Genomic DNA, 23,901 nt, shown 5'->3' with positions numbered 1-23,901 from the left:
TCCCCCCACTTCATCTCAGAACCCTCAGCAAAGGAATGTGATCAGCCATGTCCAGACGACCCGTCGCCGTCGCCGCGTCCGTCCTCACCGTTCTCGCCCTCGGCGCCGTCAGTGCCTGTTCCAGCAACTCGTCCGCCGCGAGCGGCGGTTCCGGCTCCACGCCGACCGTCAAGCTCATGGCCGGCGGCCTCGACAAGCAGATCTACCTGCCGTACCAGCTCGCCCAGCAGCTCGGCTTCTACAAGAAGTACGGCGTCAACGTCGAGCTGAGCACCGAGCAGGACGGCGGCGTCGGCGCCGAGGACGCCATGGCCTCGGGGCAGGTGGACATGTCAGGCGCCTGGTACAACCACACGATCGACTTCCAGGTGAAGGGCAAGGCGGTCGAGGACGTCGTCCAGCTCTCCGGTGCCCCGGGCGAGCGGGAGATGTGCACCACGAAGAGCGGCGTCAAGTCTGCCGCCGACTTCAAGGGCAAGACGCTCGGCGTCACCGACCTGGGCTCGGGCACCGACACCCTCACCCAGTTCCTCGCCGCGCAGAAGGGCCTCAAGACCAAGGACCTCAGCCGGATCGCGGTCGGCGCGGGCTCCACCGCCGTCGCCGCGCTGCAGAACGGCAAGGCCGCCTGCGTCATGACGACACAGCCGACGGTCGCCGCCATCCAGAAGAAGGGCGTCGGCTCCTCCGCGATCGACCTGGCCACCACGGCGGGCGCCAAGGCCGCGATGGGCGGCGCCTGGCCGGCCGCGAGTGTCATCGCCCGTACCGACTGGGTGAACTCGCACAAGGATGCGGTGCAGAGGGTGGTCAACGCGCTCGTCGCCACCATGCACTGGATCAACACCCACAGCGCGACCGACATCGCGAACAAGCTCCCGCAGTCGTACGTGCAGAACCAGCTGGTCACCAAGGCCGACTACATCTCGGCCCTGACCCAGGACAAGGGCCAGTTCCTCCCGGACGGCATCATGCCGGCCGGCGGCCCGAAGACCGTCCTGGCGACCGAGGAACTGGTCGGCCATGCGACCTCGAAGGTGAACCTCGCCACGACGTTCACCAACGACTTCGCCATCAAGGCCAACAAGACCGAGGGCTTCAAGACCACCACGACCCCGGCGGGTCCGAACGGCTGAGCCTTCGCCGATCACGGGGCCGCCCAGATGCCTGCCACCTGGGCGGCCCCGGGCCGTGAGCACGAGCCCTCGGGCGGGTACCTTCTGCGCCACGCCCGCATGTCCCCGCCCACCCGCTCGCGAAGGAGACCAGTGATGAAGCCGGTCACCACGTCCTTGCTCGCCAAAGCCGCCTGCGTCGCCCTCGCACTGGCCGTGCCCGCCTGCAGCGGAGGGGGCAGCTCCAGCGCCGCGGTCGCGTCCGGGAACGGAGACGGCACGCCCACGGTGCGGATCATGACCGGCGGCCTCGACAAGCAGATCTATCTGCCGGTGACGCTCGCCCGGGAGCTCGGCTACTACAAGGCGCAGGGCCTGGATGTGCGGTTCTACGACGAGCCGGACGGGGTCGAGGCCGAGACCGCCATGATCTCCGGACAGGTGGACGCGGTGGTCGGTTTCTACGACCACACCGTCGACCTGCGGTCCAAGGGCAAGTCCACCGAGTCCGTCGTGCAACTGCTCCGTGCCCCCGGCGAGGTCGAGATGGTCCGCACCGACGAGACGGGCAGCGTCAAGAGCCCGGCGGACTTCGGCGGCAGGCGCCTGGGCGTGACCGGCCTCGGCTCCTCCACCAACTTCCTCACCCAGTACCTGGAGGAGAAGAACGGCGTCAAGGCGGGCAGCGCCACGTCGGTCGCCGTCGGCGCGGGCTCCACCTTCGTGGCGGCGATGCAGAACAAGCAGATCGACGCCGGTATGACCACCGAGCCGACCGTCTCGCTGCTGGAGCAGAGGAAGCTGGCCAAGCCGCTGGTCGACATGCGCACGACGGCGGGCGCGAAGGCCACGCTCGGCGGCACCTACCCGGCCTCCTGTGTCTACCTCACCACCGGGTACGTCCAGAAGAACCCGGAGGTGGTGCAGAAGCTGGTCAACGTCTACGTCGAGACGCTCAGGTGGATCCAGGCCCACTCCGCCGCCGAGATCGCCGACAGGATGCCGGCCGACTACTACGCGGGCGTCGGCAAGGCCGTTTACGCCAAGGCGCTCCAGAACGAGAAGGGCATGTACTCCCCCGACGGTCTGATGCCCGCCGACGGTCCCGAGACCGTCTACAAGGTCCTCTCCGCCTTCGACCCGACGGTCAAGGGGCACGCCGTCGACCTGTCCAAGACCTACACCGACGACTTCGTCAACAAGGCCGAGTAGCGGCCCGCGCCGCCGTCACGTCGCCGGTCGCGCCGAGAGTGTCGAGGTGAACGGGGTGACGGGGCGCTCCAGGCGTTCCCCGTCCACGGTGATGTCGACCGCTTCGTTGTAGAAGGCGAGGAGGCCTTTGACGGCGCCCACCGCGGGCAGTGGCTCCGGGTAGCTCCACACGAGGTTCGCGGGGATGTTGCCGCCGCCCCGCCACGACCAGTACTCGGCGGTGCCCTTGTAGGGGCACCCCGTGCTGAGGTCGCTGGGGACGAACAGGCCGAGGCGGACGTCCTCACGCGGGATGTAGTACCGCGTCGGCAGGCCGGTCTCGAAGAGCAGCACCGGCCGGCGGGTGTCGGCGACCACCGTGCCGTCGATCTCGATGACGACGTGGCGGCTGCTGGAGAGGGCGTCCACCCGTTTGTGCGGATCACGGGGATGGACGAAGATCTCTTCCTCCTCCTCGTACCAGTGGTCGAGTCCCCGGCCGCTGCGGCAGAACCACTCGAAGGCGATGTGGCCGGCCAGGTCTTCGGCGGGGAACGTCCAGGCCGCGTTCTCCAGCAGTTCGCCGTCCACTTCGAGGTCGTAGAAGATCCGCGATCCGCTGTGTGCGCCGGTCCGGGGGTTCTTCGCCGGGCGGAGCAGGTCCGCGCGGACCTCCTCACGCGGGAACGCGTACAGCGGAACGGGCACTTCGGGCTCCCATACGAGGACGGGGTGCCGGCTGTCGACGACCGTGACCTCGCCCTTGCGCCCGCGTACCCAGCGCTCACTGGGCTCCCACAGAAGGCCTTCCGGAGTGGTGAGGTTCATGGACCCTCACTACCCAAGGATCCTGCGCTTCTGCTCCTCGAATTCGGCCTCGGTCAGGACGCCCTGGGCCTTGAGATCACCGAGTTGCTTCAGCTGATCGATCCTGCTGCTCATGTCGTCGGCCGACGGGGCGGGCGGCGGGGGCGGCGCGGCGGGCGCGGGCTGCGGCGGGGCCTCCTGGTACTCCTGCTGAGCCCATCGCCCCTGCTGACGGCGTGACACACGGTTCGACACGGCGGTCGCGGTACCGGCCACCACGGCTGTGCGGGCGACCCCGCGAAGGAGACCTGGCACGGCGGTTTCCTTTCTGGAAAAAAGCGGCCTGCGAATAGACACGCTCCCTTGACCGACGGGCAATTCTCGGCGCATCGGGCACCCCCATTGGAGCACCGCACGGATTCCCCCGCACATCGGCATCGGCGCCGCCTCCCGGGAATTCTGCCGTTCTGCCGGTAGGTGACTCTCATGGCAAGCTGAAATGTGGACCACCGACCGGTCACAGGTCAGTGGTGAGGTCTACGTGGGAGGAGCTCGATATGACCACGACTGGAATGCACCAGCGACACGAGACCGGGAGCGGCGGACCGTGGGCGTCCAGCTGGACCGCCTTCGCCGCAGTCATGATGATCTTCGGCGGAGTGATGGCGATATTCGAGGGAATCTCCGCCATCGCCGAGGACGACGTCTTCGTCCTCACCCGCAACTACGCCTACAACTTCAATCTGACGAGTTGGGGCTGGATCCACCTCTCCCTCGGCGTCCTGGTCGTCCTCGCCGGCGCCGCCCTGTTCACCGGAGCGATGTGGGCACGCGTGGTCGGAATCACCCTGGCAGGCCTGTCGATGATCGCCAACTTCATGTGGCTGCCGTACTACCCCGTCTGGGCCATCGTGCTGATCGCCGTGGACGCCTTCGTCATCTGGGCGCTGTGCGTCGGAATCAGCCGGCAGCCCCGCACCGAGTAGCCGAGCGCGCCGTCCCGGGCGACCCCGCCGGTGCATTGGGCCGTTCAGTCCGGGTCGGCCCCCCGACCGGCTGACAGCGGACGTGCCGACGAGCCGTCCCGACTCACCAGTGTTTTCGTTGTGGTGCGAATTCCTCCGAAAAGCGGATTCCCCCGATGATCCGCGTCGGCACCCACCGGGAGACACGAGTGGAAACCAGCGGCAGTGACGGTCGCCAACCCCTTGCCTTCCCTCTCCTCAAGGGGCAGAAGGCGCTGGTGACGGGCGCGAATTCCGGGATCGGCAAGGCCACGGCCATCGGCCTCGGCCGGGTGGGCGCCGACGTGGTGGTGAACTACGTGTCCGGGCGGGACGCCGCGGAAGAGGTCGTGCGCGAGATCGAGGGCTTCGGGGTGCGCGCCTACGCGCACGAGGCGGACGTGTCGCAGGAGGACCAGGTCGTCGACATGGTGTCCCGGATGGTCGAGGAGTTCGGGACCATCGACGTCATGGTGGCGAACGCCGGGCTCCAGCGCGACGCTCCCGTCACCGAGATGACCATGGCCCAGTGGCAGAAGGTGCTGGACGTCAATCTGACCGGACAGTTCCTGTGCGCCCGAGAAGCGACCAAGGAGTTCCTGCGGCGGGGCGTCGTCCCCGAGGTCTCCCGTTCGGCCGGGAAGATCATCTGCATGAGTTCGGTCCACCAGATCATCCCGTGGGCGGGCCATGTGAACTACGCGTCGTCCAAGGGCGGGGTGCAGATGCTCATGGCGACCCTCGCCCAGGAGCTCGCGCCGCAGGGGATCCGGGTGAACGCCGTCGCTCCGGGCGCGATTCGCACGCCCATCAACCGCGACGCCTGGGACACCCCCGAGGCCGAGGCCGACCTCCTCCGGCTCATCCCCTACCGCCGCGTGGGCGACCCGGACGACATCGCGAACGCGGTGGCCGCGCTCGCGTCCGACCTCTTCGACTACGTCGTGGGCACCACGATCTACGTGGACGGCGGAATGACGTTGTTCCCCGGATTCGCCACCGGCGGCTGAAGCGCAGGGCCCCTCAGCCATCCCGCACGAACCACCGAGGTCATGTGAACAGCGCAGTCGGCCACCTTCTCGCGGACGGTCCACCACAACTCCTCCCCGCCCGGGAGCTGATGGCCTTCACCCTGGCCTCCCACATCCTGCTCGTACCCTTCGGTGTGGCCCTGCCCGCCATCACGCTCCTGATGCACTACCGCGGGCTGCGCAAGGGCGACGCCGTCGCCCTGTTGCTCGCACGGCGCTGGTCGGCGGTCATGGCCGTGCAGTTCGCGATCGGCATCGTGACGGGCACCGTGCTGTCCTTCGAGTTCGGTCTGCTGTGGCCGGGGATGATGGGCCGGTGGGGCGATGTCTTCGGCCTCGGCTTCGGGATCGAGGCCTGGGCGTTCTTCCTCGAGGCGATCCTCATCGCCATCTACCTGTACGGCTGGCGCCGGCTCAAGCCGTGGACGCACTTCTGGCTCGGCCTGCCCCTGCCGCTGGCCGCCCTGATGGGGGCGTTCGGCATCGTGGCCGCGAACGCCTGGATGAACACCCCGCGCGGCTTCACTCTCGACGCGTCCGGCAAGCCGGTGAACGTCAATGTGCGGCAGGCGGTCTTCACACCGATGTTCGGCCCCGAGTACTGGCACTTCGTGGTCGGCGTGGTCCTGACCGCCGGATACGTCGTCGCCGGGGTGTACGCGGTCGGTCTGCTGCGCGGCCGCCGGGACCGCTACCACCGGCTCGGCTTCACGGTGCCGTTCACCGTCGCCGCGATCCTCACCCCCGTCCAGTTCGTGCTCGGGGACTCCATCGCCCGCTCCGTCTTCCACAAACAGCCCGTGAAGTTCGCGGCCACCGAACTCGTGTGGAAGACCGACACCCACGTACCGGAGTACCTCTTCGGACGTCTGCATGCCGACGGGTCGGTCTCCGGCGGGATCAAGATCCCCCAACTGGACTCGATCCTTGCCGGATTCAGATCGTCCACCGAGGTGACCGGACTGACATCCGTCCCGGCGAGCGACCGCCCGACGGTGATTCAGGCCACGATCGCCCACTGGGCGTTCGACATCATGGTGACCGTCGGAAGCCTGCTCGTGCTGCTCGCGCTCTGGTACGGCTGGTGCCGGCTGCGGCGTCATGAACTGCCCCGGTCACCCTGGTTCTTCCGGTGTGCCGCCCTCGCCGGCGCCGCCTGTCTGCTGACCGTGGAGTGCGGCTGGATCACGACCGAGGTGGGCCGACAGCCCTGGATCGTCTACCAGAACATGCGGGTCTCGGAGGCGGTCACGGGCACCCGCGCCGCGTCCCTGTGGACGATGTTCGGCATCGTCGTGGTGGTCTACGTCCTCGTCCTCGGTTCCTTCCTGACCCTCCTTGTGAAGATGAGCCACCGCTGGCGGCTGGCCGACGAGGGCGCGTCCGCGGATGCCGCCGCCGAGGACCTGGAGAGCGACACTCCTTATGGGCCCCGCCCGTTGTCGACCACCGCGAGCGGGGACAGGGGAGACGAATGATCGAGGACGTCGTCGCCTGGGTGCTGCTGGCCGCGGTGGCCGCCTACGCGTGTGCCGGTGGCACGGACTACGGCGCCGGATTCTGGGACCTCGTCGCGGGCGGCGCCGAACGCGGCAAGCGCCCCAGGTGGCTCATCGACCACGCCATGGAACCCGTGTGGGAGACCAACAACGTCTGGCTGATCTTCGTCCTGGTCATCATGTGGACCGGGTTCCCGGTCCTGTTCCAGACGGTCTTCTCCGCCATGTGGCTCCCGCTGGCACTCGCGGCGGTGGGACTCGTCCTGCGCGGTGCCGGCTTCGCCCTGCGCAAGCCCACGCGGCGCCTCGCCCGGCGCAGGGTCTACGGCGCCGCCTTCGCCGTCTCCTCGCTGCTGACCCCCTTCTTCCTCGGCGCGGCGGTCGGCGGGATCGCCACGGGCCGGGCGGCTCCCGGCACGCAGGCGTCCGCCGACGCCTGGTCCAACGGGACCTCCGTGATCGCCGGGCTGCTCACCGTCGCCGCGACCGCCTTCCTCGGCGCGGTGTTCCTGACCGCCGACGCCCGCCGCTTCGACGCCCCCGACCTCGTCGGCTACTTCCGGCTGCGGGCCTGGTGCAGTCTCGTCGTCCTCGCCGTGCTGGGGATCGTCGGCCTCGCCGTGACCCACGACGACGCGCCCTACGTCCACGACGGGCTCACCGGCGGAACCGGTCTCGTCCTCGTGTTCATCGCCGTCGTCTGCGCGTTGACCACCGCCTGGCTGCTGTACCACGTCGCGACGGGATGGGCGAGGGTCACCGCGATCGGCAGCGTGGCCCTCGTCGTCGTGGCCTGGGGACTGGCCCAGCGGCCCTATCTCATCCCCACCTCACTGACCGTGTCCCAGGCGGCCGGCGCGTCGACGACGCTGCGCTGGCTGATGCTGGTCACGGTCATCGCGGTGGTGCTCGTCGGGCCGCCGCTCGTCCTGCTCTACCGGCTGGACACCCGCGGGGCCCTCCAGCCCCTCACCGAGGGGGACCTGCGGCAGACGGCACCGGGCCGGGAACCCGAGAACCCGTGACAGGGGGCGGCGCCGGACGCGGCGAAGGGGACGGGGAAAGGCCGCCGATCATAGTGGTCCTGGGCGTGTCGGGTTCCGGGAAGACCACCTTCGGCCAAGCGATCGCCGTGAAGCTCGGCCTGGCGTTCGTCGAGGGCGACGACTTCCACCCCGCGGCGAACATCGCGAAGATGACCGCGGGCCACGCCCTGGACGACGCCGACCGCGCGCCCTGGCTGCGTGCCCTCTCCGACCGCATCCGTCGCTCCGCCGAGGCCCGCGAGGGACTGGTCGTCGCCTGTTCGGCCCTCAAGCGCGCCTATCGTGACGAGTTCCGGGAGGCCGGGGGGCCGGCGTTGCGGTACCTGTACCTCGCCCTGGACCGGGCGACGGCCCGGGACCGCGTGTCCCGGCGCACCGGCCACTTCATGCCCGCCCGGCTGGTCGACTCGCAGTTCGAGACGCTGGAGCCGCTGGAGCCGGACGAGCCGGGTCTGACCCTGGATGCCACGGCCGCCCTTCCGACGAACATCGCCCGGGTGCGGGCCGCCGTCGAGCACTGCGCCGAGCGCCCGGGCCCCTGACGGATCAGGCGCTCACAGGTACGGCGGCGATGTCTCCCGAACGCGCGGGCGGCGGCCGTGTGCTACTCCGTCGCGTCCAGCGCCGCGAGCACGGCCGGCACCGGGATGCGCCCGGAGGCCACCATCTGCGCACCACCGCGGCGCAGGGCGGTGGCGAAGGGGGCGGCCCACAGGTTCTCGTAGACCAGGATTCCGGCGGAGTTGCCGGGCTCCAAGACACTGGCCGCCTCCTCGATGTCGTCCTCGCCCAGCAGGCCGGAGGAGGCACCCTCGAAGACGGCGAGGTCGAGGGCTCCGTCGCCGGTGAGGTCGGCGATCTCCAGGCCGACCACGGATCCGTCCTCGTCCTTTCTGACAAACATCAGATCGAGGATCCGGATGAGGCCGCGGTCCACCAGGTCGACCAGCAGGGGAAGGCCTTCGCCGGTCATACGGTTGCCGGGAAACTCGACGACTATGTAATCGATAGGGCCCATTTCAGCGAATTCATCACTCACGGAAGAATCGCTCACGGCTTCACCCCTGGATGGTCTTGGAATTCCCCCTGTCCCCGAATGCCTGCGCATCCACGGGCCCCGGATTCCATTGCAGCATCGGACGGAAGGCACCGCACCTCGGTGTGACCTTCACCCGCCGGGCCGGTCCGGGTCGCGGGATCGGATCCGTACCCCTCTGCTGTAATCATGACGAGCAGCCCGCCTCCACCGGACCCGGACGACAAGACCCCAGAACCGTCCGGCGAGCAGCGGCTCTCGGCGCGGGAGCGCAACGAGCTGGACGAGCTGCGGCACCGGGTGAGCGCTCTGGAGAGCGGTGGGCCGGCGGGTGCCGCGCGGCACCACTGGCTCCGCTCGACGGGCTCGGTCCTGCTGATTCTCCTCGCCTCGCTGCTGTCGCTGCTGGCCGTCGTCGCGGTCTGGGCGAACAGCATCGTCCGGGACACGGACCGCTATGTCGCCACCGTGGGACCGCTGGCGAGCGATCCGGATGTGCAGAAGGCGGTCACCAACCGGGTCACCACCGCGGTCCTGGCGCAGATCGACGTGGACGCGCTGGTCAAGGATCTGGAGCAGGCGGCGGCGGAGAAGGGTGCCCCGCCGAGGGTCGCCACGCTCCTCGGCGACCTGGGCGGCCCGATCACCAGCGGTCTGAAGAGTCTGGTCGCCGACACCGTGCAGCGGGTGGTCTCCAGCAAGGCCTTCGAGACCGTCTGGGTGGACGCGAACCGCCGGGCCCACAGCGCGCTGGACAAAGCCCTCACGGGCAACGCCACCGGCGCGGTGGCCGCCAAGAACGGTCAGGTCACCATCGACGTGGCGCCGATCGTGGCCCAGGTCAAGGACCGACTGGTCAGCGCCGGCTTCAAGCCGGCCGCTCGGATTCCGGCCATCCACACGGACTTCGTGGTGTTCGCGTCGAAGGACGTCGGCAAGATCAAGACGTATCTGAGGGTGCTGGACATCATCGGCGGCTGGCTCCCCGTCATCGCCGTGCTGATCGCCGCCGTGGGCGTGTATCTGGCCGCCAACCGTCGCCGGGCCCTGATCGGGGCCGCACTCGGGGTGTTCGCCGCCATGGTCGTGCTCGGCATCGTCCTGGCCCTCGCACGGGCGATCTACCTCGACCATCTGCCCGTCGGGGCGTCCGAGGACGCCGCCGCCACGGTGTTCGACTCGCTGGTCAGGTTCCTGCGCGCCGGTGTACGCGCGGTCGGCGCGCTCGCGCTCGTGACGGCCGCCGGCGCCTTCCTCGTCGGGCCGTCCCGGATCGCCGTCCTCATCCGTACGGGCTGTCGCAGGGGCATCGGCGCCCTGCGTGACGTCGCCGTGTCGGCGGGGCTCCCGCTGGGTCCGGTCGGCCGGTTCGTGCACCGCTTCAAGCGGTGGATCGGCGTCGCGATCCTGTTGGTCGCCGCGATCGTGCTGTTCACCTGGAGCTACCCGACCACGTGGGTCGTCGTGTGGACCGTGGTGATCGTGCTGGTCGCCTTCGCGATCCGCGAGTTCCTGGACACCGGGGCTCCCTCGACCACGGCCGCTTCGACGCCGTCCCCTCCGGCGCCGTCCGCTCCTACGCCGTCCGCCTGACCTCGCGCCGGTGCCGGCGTTCGCCCACCCGCCGCCAGATCGCCCGCTGGCACTTGAGCGCGCCGGTCCCGACCAGGATCAGTACGACGATGTTGAGCAGGAGTTGGAGCAGCGACCCCCAGGCCTCGTCCCAGCTGCCGAACGCGCACGAGACCCCGATGTCGGCCCCGGCCGGAATGGTGGTCACCGAGATGAAGACGCCGAGGAGTGCGCTGGTCCGGGCCTCGGCCAGCGAGACGATGCCGACGACGCCGGCCAGCACCGCCACCACGGCCGAGAAGAAGTTGGGGGTGTTGATCAGATTCGAGACGGGCCTGACACCCAGTTCGAAGGCCCTCGGCTGGAGCCCGAAGCCCCGGACGAGCAGCGAGAAGAGGAAGGTCGCGGCAACGGCCAGTACGAAGCCCACCAGCAGGGCCGACAGGCCCTGCCGGATTCTCGGCCGGGAGCCGCGGTCGATCGCGAGGGCGACGCTGGTGATGGCCCCGTACTCGGGTCCGACCACCATGGCCGCGACGATGAGGATCTGGGAGTTGGTGATGATGCCCACCGCGCCGATGAGCCCGGCGATGACCAGAAAGAGGTAGAAGCTCGGGGGGTATCTGCCCTCGGCCCGGATCCGCGCCTCCACCTGCGCCCACACCGGTGCGCTCGGCAGGGCCCCGAGTTGCTCGGCCCCGGTCCTCGCGGCGTGTTCCGAGAACACCGTGTCCACCGGATCGAGGACGATGGAGCCGTGGCGCTCCAGGCCCAGCTCCCGCAGGCCGCGCAACACCTCGTTCGCGGCCCCGGTCAGGACGTCGCACTCGATGGCGTCACCGTCGGGGTTGCGTACGCTGCCCGTCTGGAGGACCAGGTTCAAGGCGCACGGCTCGTCGCCCAGCAGGGCCATGGTGCGTTGCGTGAGATCCGGCGGGCACACCGCGCGGACATGAATCATGTCCATCCGGACCTCCGCGTTCCGGTGCGGTGCGCCGGCTTGTGACGTGGACAGGTCGCTCCTTCATTAACGCGGCGGTGTCTGCCCCCGGCAACTCGGCGTGCCGGAATCCGGCTTCTGTCGGAGGCTGGTGACATGCCGATGCCCGACGAGCTGAGCGAGGCCGAGTTCCGGTCGCTCTACCGCCAACTGCGCGGCATGGCCTCCGGCGGCAGCACGCGCCGGGGCGCCCTGGACACGATCACCGCGGAACAGGTGCTGGCGGCCGTCCGCGAGGTGCGCTCGGGACGCACGGTGTCGCTCGCCGCCCCCGTGGAGACCCGTGTCGAACCCGACGACGCCGATCCGGCCGAGCACCGGCTCACCGCTCCGGCCGGCGGCGAACCGGTCCCGGAGGGCCTGGACTTCGCGCGGGACCGCTTCGCCATGAACGTGCACGGCGATGTGGACAGTCACCTCGACGCGCTGTGCCATGTCATCTACGACGGCACGCTGCACGGCGGAATACCGGCTGCGGACGCGCTGTCGCCGGAGGGCGCGAGCGTCCTGTCCGTCGAGCTGGCCCGTGACGGCATCGTCGGACGCGGGGTCCTCCTCGACATACCCCGGGTGCACGGCGTCTCCTGGCTCGAACCCGGATCGAATGTGACCGCCGAGGACCTGACCGCCGCCGAGACCCGGCAGGGGCTGCGGGTCGGCCGCGGTGACATCCTGCTCGTACGGGTCGGACACCGCCGTCGCCGCGAGGAGCTGGGCCCCTGGGACGTGGCCGCCGCCCGTGCCGGACTCCATCCGACGGCGATGGAGTTCGTGGCCGACCGGGAGGTGGCGGTACTCGGCAGTGACGGCAACAACGACACGGCCCCGAGCGCGGTGCGAGGGGTCGCGTTCCCGGTGCATGTGCTCGCCGTCCACGCCATGGGGCTGCATCTGCTCGACTATCTGCGGTTCGAGGACCTCGCGCCGATCTGCGCGCGGGAAGGCCGCTGGTCGTTCCTGTGCGTGATCGCCCCGCTCCGGCTGCCCGCGGCCACCGGCTCGCCCGTCAATCCCCTGGCGATCCTGTGAGGCGGTCGTCCCCCCGGCGATCCTGTGACGGCGTCCCCTGGGCGGTCCCGTGATGGCCGGTCAGGCCGAGTTGGTCAGCTGGTAGATGCTCTTGCCCACGAGCCACAGCCCCAGCAGCAGGCATACCGTCACGATCGCCTGGTCCTGATGGCCCTCCAGCCACGTCCGCAGCCGCCCGAGCCGTACGCGGGACGAGTCGGGGGCGAAAGTCGCGTAGATCTCCATGGCCAGCAGGCTGGAGCTGGCCAGCAGGCAGTAGCCCATCAGCGCCGCGTACGAGGCGGCGTGGGAGAGGTCCGCCTCCACCACGGTGGCGGCTCCGGCGGCCACCAGCCCCCAGGGCTGGAGGAACAGCGCCAGCCCGGCCGCCGTCCACGGGGACATCCGGTCGAGCCGGGACATCATCCCGGGGGACTTGTGCCGCCTGCCCCTCCTGCGGCGGGTGCGCTCCCCGTACCAGACGAGACCGACGCCGATGGCCAGTTTGGCGGCCAGGGCGGCCGTGGAGGGCGCCGACTTGGGCGGCGGCGGTTTCCCGCCGGTCATGAGCAGCACCACGGCGATGATCGCGACGAAACTGGCCAGCCAGGTGAGGACGAAGGCCAGCCCGTTCCAGATCCCGCCCCGCGCGGACAGCACCAGCACGAACGCGGTGACGGAGAACGGGTTCACGGCGATCGCCAGACCGATGAGGACCAGGTCAAGGACCATCGCTGCCCCCGCACGGCCGCGTGAGGCTCGGGGCGGCGCCGGATGCGCGCATGGCCCCATCGTCACCGCTGCCGCCCGCACCCACAATTCAGCGCCGCCGTCCGGAACTCCTCGGGCGGCCTCTCCCCCGTACGGCGCAACGGCGCTCGCGCCGCAGGCGGGCGGCCGCCCGGGACGGCACCCTGGTGGCGTGGTCACGCCTCGGGGCGTGGAGCCCAGTCCCGACCCGGGGAGCGGAATGCGCGCAGTCAGAGGATCCGGCTCGCCCACCGACAGCAGGACGAGCCGCCTGCGCGGGCGGGCGGCGGAGCTGGGGGCGCGGCTACGGCGGCTGCGCGGCACCACCGAGGAGCGCTTCCCGGTGGTCACCCGCCTCACCTCGCACCTGATCGCGGTGAACCTGCTCGACTCCGCGACCCGGTTGGCGGCCCAGGTCTTCCTGACGGCCGTTCCGCTGCTCTTCGTTGTCGCCTCCTTCGCCCCGCATGCAGTGCGCAGCGAGTTCGTCTCCTCGCTGCACGACGTCTTCGGTATCAACGGCTCCTCCGAACAGGAGCTGAAGAAGATCTTCCAGGCCAATCCCGCGGACCTTCAGCAGAGCGTCGGGGTGGTCGGCTCACTGATGGTGCTGCTCTCCGCCACCGCGTGCAGCCGGGCGATGCAGCGCCTGTGCCAACGCGCCTGGCGGCTGCCGAGCGCGAGCCCGCGGATCGCCGCCTGGAGATGGCTCGTGTGGATCGCGGTCTGGCTGTTCATCCTCGCCCTGCAGGGACCGCTGCGCACCGGATTCGGCGCGGGAGCGTGGCTGGGCGTGCCGCTCCTGCTGGTCGCCCAGGTGGGCGTCTGGTGGTGGACCCAGCACCTGCTGCTCGCCGCGCGCGTCCCCTGGCTGCCCCTGCTGCCCGGTTCGCTCCTGACCGGGGTGGCCATGACCACGCTGACGGTGGTCGCCAAGCTGTACGTGCCCAGCGCGCTCAACCGCAGCCTGGACCGCTACGGGTCGCTGGGTGCGGTCTTCACGGTGTTGTCATGGCTGATCGGGCTCTGTGTCGTCATCGCCGCCGGGATCACCGCCGGCGCGGTCATCGCCCGGGAACCCGCGGTGTCCCGGCGCCTCGGCTCACCCGAATAGTCCAACTCGCCGTAAATATCCCCCAGGGATACCTTGGGTTTTGGGACAGATGCCCACGGCGGGCAGTGGGGACGGTGGCCTGCATGACCGACGCACAGCACTACGCCGTCATCGTTGTCGGCACCGGTGCGGGCGGTGGCACGATAGCCCACCGTCTGGCGGCCACCGGGAAACGGATCCTCCTTCTCGAACGCGGGGACTATCTTCCTCGTGAACGCGACAACTGGGATTCCACCGCCGTCTTCGTCAAAGGGAAATACCGCGCGCCGGAATTCTGGTTCGACAAACACGGAAACCAGTTCCCGCCCGAGGTCAATTACTACGTGGGCGGCAACACCAAGTTCTACGGCGCCGCGCTCTTCCGTCTGCGCCCCGAGGACTTCGGCGAGCTACGCCACCACGACGGCATCTCCCCCGCCTGGCCACTGAGCTACGAGGAACTGGAGCCGTACTACACCCAGGCCGAGCATCTCTACCTCGTGCACGGCCGGCACGGCGAGGATCCGACCGAGGGTCCCACCAGCGCCCAGTTCGCGTATCCGCCGGTCCAGCACGAGCCGCGCATCCAGCAGCTCAGCCACGACCTGGAGAAGCAGGGGCTGCACCCCTTCCACCTCCCGATCGGAGTGAACCTCACCCAGGACGACCGGGGCCGGGCCACGCACACCAGCGCCTGCATCCGCTGCGACCGTGTCGACGGCTTCCCCTGCCTGGTCGGCGCGAAGTCCGACGCACAGGTGATCTGTGTCGACCCCGCCCTGGAACACGACAACGTCGAGATGGTCACCCACGCGGACGTACGGCGCCTGGAGACGGACGCGACCGGCCGCAGCGTCACCTCGGTCGTCGCGACGGCCGGGGACGGGGGCGGCGAAGGCTCGACCGTGGAGTTCAGCGCGGACATCGTGGTCGTCGCCTGCGGCGCCGTCAACTCCGCCGTCCTGCTGTTGCGTTCGGCGAACGACCGGCATCCGCGGGGGCTGGCCAACAGCTCGGATGTCGTGGGCCGGCACTACATGCGGCACAACAACCTCGCCCTGATGGCCGTGTCCAAGGAACCGAACGACACCAGGTTCCAGAAGACCCTGGCCCTGCACGACTGGTACCTGGGATCCGACGACTGGGAGTATCCCCTCGGCGGCATCCAGATGCTCGGCAAGTCCGACTCCGAACAGATCCACGGCGAGGCGCCCCGCTGGGCCGGGGCCGTCTCTCCCGACATGCCCTTCGAGGTACTGGCCCATCACGCGGTCGACTTCTGGCTGTGCGGAGAGGACCTGCCCACCCCCGACAACCGCGTCACTCTGGACCGGGACGGCGGCATCCACCTGGCCCTGGACGAGAAGAACAACATCGCCGGACTGAACCACCTGCGGCACAAACTGCAGGGCATGCTCAGCCACTTGGGCATGCACGAACACCATCTCCTGTCGCGGAGCATCTACCTGCACAAGGGCATGCCCATCGGCGCCACGGCGCATCAGGCGGGCACCGTCCGCTTCGGCCGCGACCCCGCCGACTCCGCCCTCGACGTCGACTGCAAGGCCCACGACCTCGACAACCTGTACGTCGTCGACACGAGCTTCTTCCCGAGCATCGGAGCGGTCAATCCGTCGCTGACGGCCATCGCCAACGCCCTGCGTGTCGGTGATCGCATCGCGGACCGACTGCGATGACCTCACGCCACCCGGCCGACGGCGTCGTCCCGCACCGCACGCCCCGCGAGCGGGCCAAGACCGGCAAGGCCGCCCGGGCCGCCGTACCCCGCTCCAGCCACGCCGAGTTCGCTCCCGCTCAGAAGCGGCCCGACCCCGTGGACGTCATCGAGGCGCAGTCCGCGACCCGGTTGCCCGAGCTCGTACCGATCCGCTACGGGAGGATGACCGTGGGCACCCGCTGCTGGATCGTTCTGCTGCTCGGCCGCGACGACCAGGACCCGCTGCTCCTGCAGGCCAAGGAGGCCGACGAGTCGGTACTCGCGCCGTTCGCCGGGACGAGTGGCTGCCCGACGCAGGGCGAGCGCGTGGTCTACGGTCAGCGGCTCATGCAGGCCACCAGCGACATCTTCCTCGGCTGGGCTCGGGCTGACGGCATCGACGGCGGCCGACGGGACTTCTATGTACGGCAGTTGCGTGACTGGAAGGGCATCGCCGAGCCCGAGTCGATGGTGCCGGACGGGATGCGGGCCTTCGGTGAACTGTGCGGTGCCACGCTGGCCCGCGCGCACGCGAGGTCGGGGGACCGGATCGCCATCGCCGCCTACCTGGGCGGCGGCGAGGTCTTCGACCGGGCGCTGGTGACGTTCGCCGAGCGCTATGCCGACCAGAACGAGCAGGACCACCGGGCACTCGTCGACGCCGTCCGTTCCGGGCGGGTCAAGGCGGAAACCGCCTGACACGCCTGACAAGGAGAGCAGCATGGATCGCTATCCGCCCATCGCCGACCACGGGCTCGTCGGGGACCTTCAGACCGCGGCTCTGGTCTCGTCCCAGGGAGTGATCGACTGGTTCGCGGCACCGCGCTTCGACTCACCGAGCATCTTCGCCGCGCTGCTCGACCACGACGGCGGCGGCTACTTCCTCCTCGCGCCCGAACACCCCGAAGGCACCTGGCGACAGCTCTACTACCCGGACACCGCCGTCGTGGTGACCCGCTTCATGTCGCCCGACGGAGTCGGCGAGATCGTCGACCACATGCCGGTCCAGCCGGGCCCGACGGCGACCGACCGGCACAGCCTGGTGCGGGTCGTCCGCTCGGTGCGCGGCACCGTGCGCTTCGTACTCGAATGCCGGCCGCGGTTCGACTACGCGCGGGCCGCCCACGAACTCGACCTGACGCACGACAGACCGGTGCAGGAGACGGCGACGTTCCGGGCTCCCGGGACGACCGCCTACCTCCAGGGCAGCATCCCGCTCGAACGGGACGGGCAGGACGTCCGAGGCGCCATCACCCTCAACGCCGGGGAGGCGGCGGTCGTGGTGTTCACCGTCTGCGCGCCGGACGGAGAGGAGCCACCGCCCCCCACGGTCGACGGGATCACCGAAGATCTCTGGGAGAACATCGACTTCTGGCAGAAGTGGGTGCGCACCTCGCGCTACCACGGCCGTTGGACGGACATGGTCCACCGCTCCGCGATCACCCTCAAGCTCCTCACGTACGCCCCCACGGGCGCCCCGGTCGCCGCCGCCACCATGGGACTGCCCGAGCAGGTCGGCGGCGAGCGCAACTGGGACTACCGGTACACCTGGGTGCGGGACGGCTCCCTCTCGGTGCGGGCCCTGCTCGACCTCGGCTTCGTGGAGGAGGCGACCCGCTTCACCCGCTGGCTGGGCGACCGCCTGGGCGCCCGCGAGGGCCCCGACGACGAACCCCTCCAGATCATGTACCGGGTCGACGGCGACCCCCATCTGACGGAGGAGATCCTGGAGCACTTCGAGGGCTACCGCGGCTCCTACCCGGTCCGGGCCGGCAACGCCGCCGCCGGCCAACTGCAACTCGACATCTACGGCGAGGCCCTCTACGCCCTGGCCGAGGGCCGCCAGGTCGGCGAACAGGCGGGCTACCACGGCTGGAAGAGCCTCGCCGCAACCCTCGACTGGCTCGCCGACTCCTGGGACCGGCCCGACGAGGGCATCTGGGAGACCCGGGGCGGACGCAAGGACTTCACCTACAGCCGAGTGATGTGCTGGGCCGCGTTCGACCGCGGCCTGAAGCTGGCGCGCGAGTTCAGCAGGCCGGCCGACACCGAGCGCTGGACCCGGGCCCGGGACGCGATCCTCGAACAGGTCATGGAACGCGGCTGGAACGACAAGGAGCAGGCCCTCGTCCAGTACTACGGCGGCGACGTCCTGGACGCCTCCCTGCTGCTCGTCCCCCGGGTCGGATTCCTGGCCCCCCGGAGCCCCGGCTGGCTCAACACCCTCGACGCCATGGACCGCGTACTCGTCTCCGACAGCCTGGTCTACCGCTACGACCCCGGGGCCTCGCCCGACGGACTGCGCGGCTCCGAAGGGACCTTCAGTCTGTGCACCTTCCTGTACGTCGACGCCCTCGCCCGCGCGGGGCGCCTTCCCCAGGCCCGCTATGCCTTCGAGAAGATGCAGACGTACGCGAACCACGTCGGCCTGTTCGCCGAGGAGATCGGCCCCAGCGGGGAGCAACTCGGCAACTTCCCACAGGCCTTCACCCATCTCTCGCTGATCATGGCCGCGACGACGCTGGACGAGGCGCTCGACGCGCTCCATCGCTGAACGCCGGGACTCCCGGCCCCTGCGGCAGCAGTTCGGTGGTCACGAAGGACACCACGGCGGCGAGCACGATCACCGGCACCGTTCCCGAGTTGCCCACCATCAGCACGACGAGCACCACACAGCTGACCGGCAGCCGGAGCGCGGCGGCGGACGAGGCCGCCATGCCCGCCGCCACGCCCGGCACGACGCCGAGCCCCGGCAGCGGCGCGAGCAGGGCGCCCATCGCGCCCCCCAGAAACAGCGCGGGAAAGACCGGGCCGCCGCGCAGGCTTCCCAGGCAGAGCGCGTACGCGACGCCCTTGAACACCAGGACCGCCACGAGGCTGCCGACCGACCAGGCGTGCGGGTCGGTGGCGAGCTGCCCCAGGATGGACTGGCCCGACAGGGCGACGTCGGACGGCGAACGGCCGGTGAGGACCGCGTAGAGCGCCGCGCAGACGGCCGCGCCGAGTGCGCAGAGCACCGTGTTGCGCATCGGGCGCGCGACCACGAGGCGCGCCGCGATCCGTCCACCCGTGATGATCCAGTGGATGGCCGCCCCGATGACGACCGCCATGAGCACCGACCACACCACGTCCCCGGCGTCGAGGACGGAGGGCGCGGGCAGTCCGATCTCCAGGCTCCCGGTCTTCAGTCCGGTCCAGTCTCCGAAGCCGGTGAACACGATGGCGCCGATTCCGCCGGCCAGCAGGACGGGGAGCATCACCGCGAACAACTGCGGCCCGCCCACTCCGGACACCTCCATCAGGAGCACGGCCGCCACCAGCGGACTTCCGAAGATCACGGAGATGGCCGACGCGGCGCCCGCGGCACCGAACAACGCCGTGTTCGCCTCGGTCGCGGGAACGCGTACGAGATCCCGGAACATCAGCGCCAGACCGCCGCCCAGGGCGATCAGGGGCGCCTCGGGCCCGAGCACGGCTCCCAGCGGCAGGCCGGCCAGCGCGGCGAGAACCACGCCGGGAACGGCGGCCTTCGACGCGCCTCCGGCCTGCAGGCCCCCCGCCGGAATGTGCCCGCCCCTGCCGGGAAACCGCAGGACGACCAGAGCGACGAGCGCACCCGACACCAGAGCCAGGGGCAACGGCCACCACCACGACGGATTCGACCACCCGAGACGGTGCGGCCAGTCCACCCAGATCAGGTGTTCCAACTCGTGCAGCAGGACGAGGAACCAGAACGCGACCAGCGACACCGGGATCCCGATCAGGCCGCAGAACAGCAACGTCCGCCGGTACGCGGGCTGCCGCAGCATGTCCCTCAGCTGGTCGGCCTCCCGGGGCAGGTCTCCCGGGGCAGGCTCCGCCTGTGCGGGCTTCGGCTCGGTGATGGGTCTTCTCCTGGGTCCGCTCGGAGCGGTGGCGCCGGTCGGAGCGCGAGACTACCCACCACGCCGTCCACGCCACTCCGAGCCACGCGACACCACCCGGAAACCCTCCGGGTGGACGCGCCCACCGATGCCACCGATGCCGCACGGCCACCCGGACCGCCGGTGAAGAAGGCGGCTCAGCGGGCGCGGGGGCCCGCCGCACCGGAGTCCGGCCGGCCCGAGGTGCGCAGCGTGCCGACCGTCTTCAGCAGCCGATCGGCCGGATCGCGCAGCCTGGGATGGGCCAGGACCGTGTTGCGCAGGCCCCGCACCGGCCTGCGCCAGAGCCGGTGCGCCGTCGCCATCGGGTGGGGGCGGGTGGCGAACCCTTCGCCCACGCGCAGCTCCCGGGTCTTGAGCCAGTCCTTCCACTCCTTGTCGCCACGGCCCAGGTCCATGAGCCGCACGCCCTCCCGCCCGGCGGCCTCGGCCATCCGGAGGTGCATGATCAACCCGGGCGAGTAGTAGCGGAGTTCGGGGTCGTACGCGGTGAACCAGGCCGCGAACAGCGTGCGCGAGGTCGGTCCGAAGTGTGCGGCCACCGGCCGGTCGCCGGCGTACACCACGGACAGCACGCCGTTGAAGTGCTCCTCGCGGACCCGGAAGAGATGGTCCACCAGGTCCACGATCCAGGGCCGCGCGAACCGGTCCATCCGTCCCGTCCTGCGGTACTGGGCGGACTTCCAGCGCATGAGCGTGCGCAGCACCCGCGGGTCGCGCTCGTCGTAGACGAACCGCATCTCGCCCAGGTCGCGTCCCAGGCGGCGTTCCTTCTTCAGCGTCGTCTTGGCCAGTCCCGGGTAGGCGCCGCGCAACCACTCGGCGTAGGTGCCCTCGCCGACCTTCAGGTCTATCACCGGTGAGGCGAACGTCCCGGTGACATGTCTGCCGAAGGGTTTCTGCTCCTCGACGAGGTGGTCGAACTCGAAGACGGACAGCCCGCAGGCCCGCAGCAGTTCCTGCGTGTCCCAGGTGACCCCGGGGCGGTGCACCAGGGCCTGGCAGTCGGAGAGACCGAGGCCGATGGCCCGGCCGACGCCCAGGGAGTTTCGCTCGTACGGGAAGAAGCCGACGGGCTCCCCTCTCTCGTGGAGGACGGCCACGTGCGCCCCGCCTCGGTACCTGTCGATCCCCGCCGCGAACTCCGGGGCCAGGAACGGGTTGGCGTAGTCGGGCGACTCGTCCATCACCCGGTGCCAGGCCAGGAGGAGCGAACCGCTCAGTTCCTCCGGTCTGTGGATCGTGATCTCCACCTCAGATCAACCGCCCTTCCGCGGGCTCCGCGAGGGACGTTCGTTCGCAGCGCGGACCCCTAAGGCGTGAGGATCGTTGTTCATCGATCGCACGGCCGACCGCCCCCCATTCCCCCATGACGCGTCTCGAACTGTTCCGCGAGGCTCAAACGTCGCGAATCAGTACGCAAGCTGTCAAGGGTGTCTGTCGTAACGGAAGAGTGGGAATTGGCTTGCCCGGTCCCCACCAGGCCGTCCGGTGCCCCGGTCCCCACCGCGGATGGGAGGCCGATCCACTCGTCGTTCACCCGGCGCATGAGGCGCCGCAGGGGTGGAAGCCGTCGCGGGAGAGGCCCGGTGGCATACCGCCCGCCCGGCCGAGCGACACCACGCGCCGCACCCCGGCGCAGGCCTCGTCGCCCCAGCGGAACACCGTGATCCCGCCGCGATCACCGGCTCGGCGCGACAGGCACCTTGCCCCACCCCCGCCCGCCACCTACGCTGACTTTGTGCCGCTAATGAACAAATCCCGGTCGCGCAGTGCCGTGCGGGGCCCCGACGACCTCACCCGCCTGCGTGTCGCCATCACCGCCTTCTTCGCCCTCGACGGCTTCGTCTTCGCGGGCTGGGTCGTCCGCATCCCGGCCATCAAGGAGCAGACCGGCGCCTCGGCGAGCACCCTGGGACTCGCGTTGCTCGGCGTCTCCGCCGGAGCGGTGATCACGATGACGCTCACCGGCCGGCTGTGCCGCCGCTTCGGCAGCCATCCGGTGACCGTTGTCTGCGGCATCCTGCTGGCACTGAGCGTGGCCCTGCCCCCGCTGACGCACTCGGTGGTCGCGCTGGGGCTGGTACTGCTGGTGTTCGGAGCGGCGTACGGCGGTATCAACGTCGCCATGAACAGTGCCGCCGTCGATCTGGTGGCCGCGCTGCGGCGGCCGGTCATGCCGAGTTTCCACGCGGCGTTCAGCCTGGGCGGCATGATCGGCGCGGGGCTCGGCGCACTGGTGGCGGGTTCCCTGTCCCCCACCCGGCACCTGCTCGCGCTCACCGTGATCGGCCTGCTGGTGACCGCCCTCGCCGGACGCACCCTGCTGAGCCACGAGCCTCCGGCGCCCCCGGAGCGCGGACAGTCGCACGAGGAGCGCGCCCCGCGTCGCCTCGACGCGCGCACCCGAGGGCTGGTGTTCGTCTTCGGCCTGATCGCCCTGTGCACCGCGTACGGCGAGGGTGCCCTGGCCGACTGGGGAGCCCTCCACCTGGAACAGGACCTGCGGGCCCACCCGGGTGTCGCGGCCGCCGGCTACTCCTGCTTCGCGCTCGCCATGACCATCGGCCGGGCCGGCGGTACGACGCTGCTGGAACGGCTGGGCCGCACACGGACGCTGGTGGGCGGCGGCGCCACTGCCGCCACCGGCATGCTGCTCGGCGCGCTCGCCCCCTCCGTGTGGGCGGCCCTGCTCGGCTTCGCGATCACAGGGCTCGGACTCGCCAACATCTTCCCCGTCGCCGTCGAACGCGCGGGCTCCCTCGCCGGCCCCGGCGGTGTCGCCATCGCCTCGACGCTCGGCTACGGCGGCATGCTCCTGGGACCGCCCGCGATCGGGTTCATGGCCGACTGGTTCTCGCTGCCCATCGCCCTCACCAGCGTGACGGTACTGGCGGCGCTGGCCGCGCTCATCGGGTTCGGGACGCGCCGGGCGGCCGTGAGCTGACGACTCGTCGCCTCTGACCCTGGCGGATGTCCCCGCGGACCAGTCGGGCGTGCCCCACCTCACAGCGGGCGACGGGATCGGGCGGGAACAACCCAGGGGGATCGGCCGTTGATCAGTACGTGGCTGCGGAGGGGACAGTGTCCCCGGGTCTCACCTACAGCACATGGGGACGATCGTCCGGCTGAAGCCCCATGGAGCGTTCCGCCGCGAGGCGACCGCCCTCCTCGGCCACCACATGCCGCCCCGGCTGGTCTCCCCCGTCCAGCCGGGGCTTCTCATTTCCCGCCGCCGGCGGGATGACGGGCCGCGATGTGACGCGATACGCGTCCGCGGCCCCCGGAGCCCACCCCGTCCGGCACACTCGCCGCATGGAGATTCCGGAGTTCGTGGAGACCCTGGACCAGGAGGGCCGGTCGCTCGCCGCGGCGGCCGAGCGGGCGGGGCCCGATGCCAAGGTGGCGACCTGCCCGGGGTGGCAGGTGCGGGATCTGGTGCGGCATACGGGCATGGTGCACCGGTGGGCGACGGCGTTCGTCGCCGAGAGGTACGCCGCGTATCACCCGGACGGCGGCCTGCCCGAGCTGGACGCCGCCGAACTGCTGGCCTGGTTCAGGGACGGCCACCGCCGCCTGGTCGACACGCTCGCGGCCGCTCCGCCCGACCTGGCCTGCTGGAGCTTTCTGCCCGCACCCTCGCCACTCGCCTTCTGGGCGCGGCGGCAGGCGCACGAGACGACCGTGCACCGGGTCGACGCGCAGTCGGCGCTCGGCGAGACGCCGGGCACGGTGACTCGGGGCTTCGCGGTGGACGGGATCGACGAGTTGCTGCGCGGCTTCCACGGACGCCCCAGGAGCGAGGTGCGCACCCCGACACCCCGTGTGCTGCGGGTGCGCGCCACCGACGTGGACGCGGTGTGGACCGTACGGCTGTCGCCCGAGCCGCCGGTCAGCGAGTGGGGCGCGGGGGCCGGCGGGGACGTCGACTGCGAGATGGCGGGGCCCGCGGCGGGGCTCTATCTGGCGCTGTGGAACCGGCTGCCGTTCCCGGACATGACCGGTGACGCCTCGCTCGCCGCGCTGTGGCGGGAGAAGTCCGGCATCACCTGGGGCTGAGGCATCCGGGACCGACCGGTTCGGGCCGCGTTCGGTGGCGTTCCGCAGTC

The 23,901-nt window shown here is 70.4% G+C and carries 21 protein-coding genes and 1 pseudogene; 15 read left to right on the top strand and 7 right to left on the bottom strand.

Going from position 1 to position 23,901, the window contains the following annotated elements:
- Positions 1–47: 47 nt before the first annotated feature.
- A complete protein-coding gene (locus ACFZDJ_RS38975; protein ID WP_382078295.1) occupies positions 48–1,136 on the top strand; it encodes an ABC transporter substrate-binding protein in 1,089 nt (362 codons plus the stop codon).
- A 135-nt stretch (positions 1,137–1,271) separates the two neighbouring features.
- Entirely contained in the window at positions 1,272–2,327 is a 1,056-nt protein-coding gene (locus ACFZDJ_RS38970; protein ID WP_391066201.1) for an ABC transporter substrate-binding protein, read from the top strand.
- Between the two features lie 15 nt (positions 2,328–2,342).
- Here ACFZDJ_RS38970 and ACFZDJ_RS38965 read toward each other — a convergent pair whose 3' ends face one another.
- Positions 2,343–3,134 carry a DUF427 domain-containing protein gene (locus ACFZDJ_RS38965; protein ID WP_391066199.1) on the bottom strand — a complete coding sequence of 264 codons (792 nt, stop codon included), beginning with the start codon at positions 3,132–3,134 and terminating at the stop codon, positions 2,343–2,345.
- A gap of 9 nt (positions 3,135–3,143) precedes the next feature.
- Positions 3,144–3,428 carry an SHOCT domain-containing protein gene (locus tag ACFZDJ_RS38960; RefSeq protein ID WP_391066196.1) on the bottom strand — a complete coding sequence of 95 codons (285 nt, stop codon included), beginning with the start codon at positions 3,426–3,428 and terminating at the stop codon, positions 3,144–3,146.
- A gap of 242 nt (positions 3,429–3,670) precedes the next feature.
- On the opposite strand from ACFZDJ_RS38960, the gene ACFZDJ_RS38955 reads away from it, so the two are divergent.
- The 5 genes from ACFZDJ_RS38955 to ACFZDJ_RS38935 all read left to right on the top strand — a co-directional run bounded on the left by ACFZDJ_RS38955 (position 3,671) and on the right by ACFZDJ_RS38935 (position 8,235).
- Positions 3,671–4,099 (top strand): hypothetical protein, encoded by a 429-nt coding sequence (locus ACFZDJ_RS38955; RefSeq protein ID WP_054228772.1) that lies wholly within the window; start codon positions 3,671–3,673, stop codon positions 4,097–4,099.
- Positions 4,100–4,287: 188 nt separating this feature from the next.
- Positions 4,288–5,127, top strand: coding sequence for an SDR family oxidoreductase (locus ACFZDJ_RS38950; protein WP_075025575.1), 840 nt, complete (start codon positions 4,288–4,290; stop codon positions 5,125–5,127).
- Positions 5,128–5,237: 110 nt separating this feature from the next.
- Positions 5,238–6,626, top strand: a complete 1,389-nt coding sequence (locus tag ACFZDJ_RS38945; protein WP_391066474.1) for a cytochrome ubiquinol oxidase subunit I — start codon at positions 5,238–5,240, stop codon at positions 6,624–6,626.
- Positions 6,623–7,672, top strand: a complete 1,050-nt coding sequence (locus tag ACFZDJ_RS38940) for a cytochrome d ubiquinol oxidase subunit II (protein WP_391066193.1) — start codon at positions 6,623–6,625, stop codon at positions 7,670–7,672. The genes ACFZDJ_RS38945 and ACFZDJ_RS38940 overlap by 4 nt, the downstream gene beginning before the upstream one ends.
- Positions 7,669–8,235, top strand: a complete 567-nt coding sequence (locus ACFZDJ_RS38935) for a gluconokinase, GntK/IdnK-type (protein ID WP_391066190.1) — start codon at positions 7,669–7,671, stop codon at positions 8,233–8,235. Before ACFZDJ_RS38940 ends, ACFZDJ_RS38935 begins: the two co-directional genes overlap by 4 nt.
- 62 nt (positions 8,236–8,297) lie before the next feature.
- Here the strand turns inward: ACFZDJ_RS38935 and ACFZDJ_RS38930 are convergent, their stop codons facing one another.
- A complete protein-coding gene (locus ACFZDJ_RS38930; RefSeq protein WP_168506354.1) occupies positions 8,298–8,711 on the bottom strand; it encodes a DUF6325 family protein in 414 nt (137 codons plus the stop codon).
- A 207-nt stretch (positions 8,712–8,918) separates the two neighbouring features.
- Between ACFZDJ_RS38930 and ACFZDJ_RS38925 the strand changes: the two genes are divergently transcribed.
- Positions 8,919–10,322, top strand: a complete 1,404-nt coding sequence (locus tag ACFZDJ_RS38925) for a hypothetical protein (protein ID WP_390931530.1) — start codon at positions 8,919–8,921, stop codon at positions 10,320–10,322.
- Here the strand turns inward: ACFZDJ_RS38925 and ACFZDJ_RS38920 are convergent.
- Complete coding sequence (locus ACFZDJ_RS38920) at positions 10,306–11,268, bottom strand: DUF389 domain-containing protein (RefSeq protein ID WP_391066186.1); 963 nt, start codon at positions 11,266–11,268, stop codon at positions 10,306–10,308. The two genes, ACFZDJ_RS38925 and ACFZDJ_RS38920, sit on opposite strands and share 17 nt — an antisense overlap.
- A gap of 129 nt (positions 11,269–11,397) precedes the next feature.
- Between ACFZDJ_RS38920 and ACFZDJ_RS38915 the strand changes: the two genes are divergently transcribed.
- Complete coding sequence (locus tag ACFZDJ_RS38915; protein ID WP_384919409.1) at positions 11,398–12,330, top strand: cyclase family protein; 933 nt, start codon at positions 11,398–11,400, stop codon at positions 12,328–12,330.
- A 60-nt stretch (positions 12,331–12,390) separates the two neighbouring features.
- Here the strand turns inward: ACFZDJ_RS38915 and ACFZDJ_RS38910 are convergent, their stop codons facing one another.
- Positions 12,391–13,041 (bottom strand): GAP family protein, encoded by a 651-nt coding sequence (locus ACFZDJ_RS38910; RefSeq protein WP_391066183.1) that lies wholly within the window; start codon positions 13,039–13,041, stop codon positions 12,391–12,393.
- Between the two features lie 238 nt (positions 13,042–13,279).
- Here ACFZDJ_RS38910 and ACFZDJ_RS38905 point away from each other — a divergent pair, with 238 nt between their 5' ends.
- The 4 genes and pseudogenes from ACFZDJ_RS38905 to ACFZDJ_RS38890 all read left to right on the top strand — a co-directional run bounded on the left by ACFZDJ_RS38905 (position 13,280) and on the right by ACFZDJ_RS38890 (position 18,423).
- Positions 13,280–14,173 carry a YhjD/YihY/BrkB family envelope integrity protein gene (locus ACFZDJ_RS38905; protein WP_391066179.1) on the top strand — a complete coding sequence of 298 codons (894 nt, stop codon included), beginning with the start codon at positions 13,280–13,282 and terminating at the stop codon, positions 14,171–14,173.
- A gap of 83 nt (positions 14,174–14,256) precedes the next feature.
- Positions 14,257–15,849 carry a GMC oxidoreductase gene (locus ACFZDJ_RS38900; protein ID WP_391066176.1) on the top strand — a complete coding sequence of 531 codons (1,593 nt, stop codon included), beginning with the start codon at positions 14,257–14,259 and terminating at the stop codon, positions 15,847–15,849.
- Between the two features lie 206 nt (positions 15,850–16,055).
- Positions 16,056–16,568 (top strand): annotated as a pseudogene (locus tag ACFZDJ_RS38895) (DUF2252 family protein); the annotation flags it as partial.
- Positions 16,569–16,590: 22 nt separating this feature from the next.
- The gene (locus tag ACFZDJ_RS38890; RefSeq protein WP_391066173.1) at positions 16,591–18,423 is read left to right on the top strand and encodes a glycoside hydrolase family 15 protein; all 1,833 of its coding nucleotides are present in this window, start codon (positions 16,591–16,593) and stop codon (positions 18,421–18,423) included.
- Here the strand turns inward: ACFZDJ_RS38890 and ACFZDJ_RS38885 are convergent.
- Positions 18,374–19,678 (bottom strand): chloride channel protein, encoded by a 1,305-nt coding sequence (locus ACFZDJ_RS38885; protein WP_391066169.1) that lies wholly within the window; start codon positions 19,676–19,678, stop codon positions 18,374–18,376. The two genes, ACFZDJ_RS38890 and ACFZDJ_RS38885, sit on opposite strands and share 50 nt — an antisense overlap.
- Positions 19,679–19,929: 251 nt before the next feature.
- Complete coding sequence (locus tag ACFZDJ_RS38880) at positions 19,930–21,045, bottom strand: GNAT family N-acetyltransferase (RefSeq protein ID WP_168506366.1); 1,116 nt, start codon at positions 21,043–21,045, stop codon at positions 19,930–19,932.
- A gap of 497 nt (positions 21,046–21,542) precedes the next feature.
- Here ACFZDJ_RS38880 and ACFZDJ_RS38875 point away from each other — a divergent pair, with 497 nt between their 5' ends.
- Positions 21,543–22,739 (top strand): MFS transporter, encoded by a 1,197-nt coding sequence (locus ACFZDJ_RS38875; RefSeq protein WP_391066166.1) that lies wholly within the window; start codon positions 21,543–21,545, stop codon positions 22,737–22,739.
- A gap of 368 nt (positions 22,740–23,107) precedes the next feature.
- Positions 23,108–23,851 carry a maleylpyruvate isomerase family mycothiol-dependent enzyme gene (locus ACFZDJ_RS38870; RefSeq protein ID WP_391066163.1) on the top strand — a complete coding sequence of 248 codons (744 nt, stop codon included), beginning with the start codon at positions 23,108–23,110 and terminating at the stop codon, positions 23,849–23,851.
- Positions 23,852–23,901 lie beyond the last annotated feature (50 nt).

Origin of the sequence: Streptomyces sp. NPDC007896, assembly GCF_042959425.1 — a bacterium.
Taxonomy (GTDB): domain Bacteria; phylum Actinomycetota; class Actinomycetes; order Streptomycetales; family Streptomycetaceae; genus Streptomyces.
Note: the sequence above shows the minus strand (reverse complement) of the source record. Positions and strands in the feature narration are given on the sequence as shown.

Bases quoted from the DNA above. Each gene is read 5' to 3' on its own strand.
- ACFZDJ_RS38975 (WP_382078295.1), top strand. From the start codon at position 48: ATGTCCAGACGACCCGTCGCCGTCGCCGCGTCCGTCCTCACCGTTCTC.
- ACFZDJ_RS38970 (WP_391066201.1), top strand. From the start codon at position 1,272: ATGAAGCCGGTCACCACGTCCTTGCTCGCCAAAGCCGCCTGCGTCGCC.
- ACFZDJ_RS38965 (WP_391066199.1), bottom strand. From the start codon at position 3,134: ATGAACCTCACCACTCCGGAAGGCCTTCTGTGGGAGCCCAGTGAGCGC.
- ACFZDJ_RS38955 (WP_054228772.1), top strand. From the start codon at position 3,671: ATGACCACGACTGGAATGCACCAGCGACACGAGACCGGGAGCGGCGGA.
- ACFZDJ_RS38945 (WP_391066474.1), top strand. From the start codon at position 5,238: ATGGCCTTCACCCTGGCCTCCCACATCCTGCTCGTACCCTTCGGTGTG.
- ACFZDJ_RS38940 (WP_391066193.1), top strand. From the start codon at position 6,623: ATGATCGAGGACGTCGTCGCCTGGGTGCTGCTGGCCGCGGTGGCCGCC.
- ACFZDJ_RS38930 (WP_168506354.1), bottom strand. From the start codon at position 8,711: ATGGGCCCTATCGATTACATAGTCGTCGAGTTTCCCGGCAACCGTATG.
- ACFZDJ_RS38925 (WP_390931530.1), top strand. From the start codon at position 8,919: ATGACGAGCAGCCCGCCTCCACCGGACCCGGACGACAAGACCCCAGAA.
- ACFZDJ_RS38920 (WP_391066186.1), bottom strand. From the start codon at position 11,268: ATGGACATGATTCATGTCCGCGCGGTGTGCCCGCCGGATCTCACGCAA.
- ACFZDJ_RS38915 (WP_384919409.1), top strand. From the start codon at position 11,398: ATGCCGATGCCCGACGAGCTGAGCGAGGCCGAGTTCCGGTCGCTCTAC.
- ACFZDJ_RS38910 (WP_391066183.1), bottom strand. From the start codon at position 13,041: ATGGTCCTTGACCTGGTCCTCATCGGTCTGGCGATCGCCGTGAACCCG.
- ACFZDJ_RS38905 (WP_391066179.1), top strand. From the start codon at position 13,280: ATGCGCGCAGTCAGAGGATCCGGCTCGCCCACCGACAGCAGGACGAGC.
- ACFZDJ_RS38900 (WP_391066176.1), top strand. From the start codon at position 14,257: ATGACCGACGCACAGCACTACGCCGTCATCGTTGTCGGCACCGGTGCG.
- ACFZDJ_RS38890 (WP_391066173.1), top strand. From the start codon at position 16,591: ATGGATCGCTATCCGCCCATCGCCGACCACGGGCTCGTCGGGGACCTT.
- ACFZDJ_RS38885 (WP_391066169.1), bottom strand. From the start codon at position 19,678: ATGCTGCGGCAGCCCGCGTACCGGCGGACGTTGCTGTTCTGCGGCCTG.
- ACFZDJ_RS38875 (WP_391066166.1), top strand. From the start codon at position 21,543: ATGAACAAATCCCGGTCGCGCAGTGCCGTGCGGGGCCCCGACGACCTC.
- ACFZDJ_RS38870 (WP_391066163.1), top strand. From the start codon at position 23,108: ATGGAGATTCCGGAGTTCGTGGAGACCCTGGACCAGGAGGGCCGGTCG.